This window comes from Saccharomonospora iraqiensis subsp. paurometabolica YIM 90007 (assembly GCF_000231035.2).
In the GTDB taxonomy this organism is placed as follows: domain Bacteria; phylum Actinomycetota; class Actinomycetes; order Mycobacteriales; family Pseudonocardiaceae; genus Saccharomonospora; species Saccharomonospora paurometabolica.
Genome location: NZ_KI912210.1, coordinates 80,506 through 83,461 on the forward strand (window position 1 = coordinate 80,506; position 2,956 = coordinate 83,461).

Annotated in this window: 2 protein-coding genes; both read left to right on the forward strand. The window is 75.4% G+C overall.

Translation table 11 applies throughout. The features are described 5' to 3' along the window. The coding region (locus SACPADRAFT_RS0204455) for a TIGR02569 family protein (protein ID WP_040923929.1) at positions 1-829 on the forward strand (829 nt) is incomplete at its 5' end. A 219-nt stretch (positions 830-1,048) separates the two neighbouring features. Continuing rightward, a partial coding sequence (locus SACPADRAFT_RS25585; RefSeq protein ID WP_007027101.1) for a molybdopterin oxidoreductase family protein occupies positions 1,049-2,956 on the forward strand: 1,908 nt, incomplete at its 3' end.

Below are 2,956 nucleotides of genomic sequence, written 5' to 3' on the forward strand. Positions count from 1 at the left end.
CGACGCTGAGCCGATGCCCGATGGCCGGGGATGGCGGTGTGGCGGGGTCGTGCTGGAGCCGGTGCGCGACCGCGCGCACGCGGTGTGGGTGTCGCGGACCATGGCCGCGCTCGACTCCGCGGTCGAGCACACCGAGCTGCGGATCGCGCGGCCCGTCGTCGCGGGGGACGGCCGCTGGGTGATCGGTGGCTGGCGTGCCCGCAGACACCTGGCGGGGTCTGCCGGTGTGGACGCGGAGTGCGGCGTGCTCACCGCCGTCCGGTTGCACCAGACCACGGCGACGCTGCCCCACCCGGACCCGCTACCCCGGCCGGACACGACGCTACCCCGGCCGGACACGACGCTGCCCCGGCCGGACCCGCTGCCTCGCCCGGACTTCCCGGGCGCGGGGGACGCGACCGCGACCCTCGCCGAGCGGTTGGCGTGGGGGGAGGCGCACCGCTCGCTGGACGAGGAGCGGGGCGGCCGGCTGTTCGAGATCCTCGCCCCGTCGCGGCGGCCCACGTCGTCGCCGGACCAGCTCGTCCACGGTGATCTGTTCGGGATGTTGTGCTCCGACGGGGATTCGTCCGTGCCGGGGCTGGTGGATTTCACCCCGCACGTGCGTCCTGCCGAGTGGGGGACCGCCCTGGTGGCGGTGGACGCCCTCGTGCACGGCGCCGCGGACGGCACGTTGCTGCGGCACTGGTCGCACCTGCCGGAGTGGCCCCAGATGCTGCTGCGCGCGCTGCTCTACCGCCTGGCCGGACACGCCCTCACCCCGCACTCCCCGGAAACCACCCTGGACGCCCTCCGCCGCACCGCCACCGAGATCACCGACCTCCTGTGACGAACCCCGGTCACCCTGCGTGTCCCCGTGAAGGGCACATTCCCTGCGTGTGACGCAGTGAATGTGCCCCTCGCTGCACTCAGCGCAGGGAAGGTGCCCTTCACGGCAACACCCCCGCGGGAGGGAGGGGGATGTCGTGTGCGGGAAACGTGGGGACATGTCGGGGTAACAGTGGGTGGTTAGCGTCGCCGGCGTCGCCGAGTCGTGGGAGGTGCCGGTGTGACGTCGACGGAGACCGGGACGACGCAGGGGGCGGGCGGGCGCGCCGGGTTTGCCGCCGGGACGCACTGTCCGTACTGCGCGTTGCAGTGCGGCATGACGGTGACGGAGCGGGGGACGGTCTCGCCCCGCGAGTTCCCCGCCAACGGCGGAGGGTTGTGCCGGAAGGGCTGGACGTCGGGGGCACTGCTGCACTCCCCGGCCCGGCTGACCACCCCGCTCGTGCGCCGGGACGGACAGCTCCGGCCCACCGGCTGGGACGACGCGCTCGACGTCGTGACCACGCGGCTGCGTGGCCTCCGTGCACGGCACGGCGCCGATGCGGTGGCCGTGTTCGGCGGCGGCGGACTGACCAACGAAAAGAGCTACCTGCTCGGCAAGTTCGCCCGCGTCGCCCTGGGCACCTCCCGCATCGACTACAACGGACGGTTCTGCATGTCGTCGGCCGCGGCGGCCTCGACGGCGGCCTTCGGTGTCGACCGCGGGTTGCCGTTCCCGATGACCGACCTCGCCGACGCCGACGTGGTGCTGCTGGTGGGCGCGAATCCCGCCGAGACCATGCCGCCGTTCCTGCGGCACCTGCGCCGCGCGACCGCGGGCGGGGGGCTGGTCGTCGTCGACCCGCGCCGCACGCCCACGGCGGAGCAGGCCGGGCTGCACCTGGCCCCCGCACCGGGCACCGACCTGGCGCTCGCCCTGGGAATCCTGCACGCCACCGTTACCGGAGGGCTGCTCGACGGGTCCTATGTCGCGCGACGCACCACGGGGTTCGACGCGATGTGGCCGACCGTGGCGACGTACTGGCCGGAGCGGGTCGAGCGGATCACCGGCGTCGCGGCCGCCGACCAGCGGCGCGTCGCCGCGATGCTGGCCGGTGCCCGCCACGCCTACGTGCTCACCGCGCGCGGGGCCGAGCAGCACGCCACCGGCGTGGACACGGTGCGCGCCTGGATCAACCTGGCGCTGGCCCACGGGCTCCCCGGAACCCCCGGGTCCGGGTACGGGTGCCTGACCGGTCAGGGCAACGGGCAGGGCGGCCGCGAGCACGGCCAGAAGGCCGACCAGCTGCCCGGTTACCGCCGGATCACCGACCCGGCGGCCCGCGAGCACGTCGCCGCCGTGTGGGGCGTGCCCGCGGCGTCCCTGCCCGGGCCGGGGCCGTCGGCCTACGAACTGCTGGACACGCTCGGCACCGCCGACGGACCGCGCGCGCTGCTGGTGTTCGGCAGCAACCCCGCCGTCTCGGCGCCGCACGCCGGACACGTCACCGCGCGACTGTCCGACCTGGACCTGCTGGTGACCGCCGACGTCGTGCTGTCCGAGACGTCCGCGCGGGCCGATGTGGTGCTGCCGGTGACCCAGTGGGCGGAGGAGGACGGCACCGTCACCAACCTGGAGGGCCGGGTGCTCGCCCGCCGCCGCGCCGTCACCCCTCCGGACGGGGTGCGCACCGACCTCGCCGTACTCGCCGACCTGGCGGTCCGGCTCGGTCAACCACCCGGACGGTTCCCCGCCGACCCGGACGCCGTGTTCGCCGAGCTGCGGGCGGCCTCCGCGGGTGGCCCCGCCGACTACTCCGGCGTCGATCCGGAACGGCTGCGTGCGGGGGAGGCGCTGTACTGGCCGGTCCCCGCGCCGGACCACCCCGGCACCCCCCGCCTGTTCCTGGACCGGTTCGCTCACCCCGACGGCCGGGCCCGGTTCGTGCCGGTGGAGCACACCGGGCCCGCCGAACCCCCGGACGCCGGGTACCCGCTGACCGCCACCACCGGCCGGGTGCTCGCGCAGTACCAGTCCGGCGCGCAGACCCGGCAGGTGCCCGAGCTGGTCGAGGCGGCACCGGAGGCCTACGTCGAGGTGCACCCGGACACCGCGGCCCGCGTCGGCCTCGCCGACGGCGACCGCGCC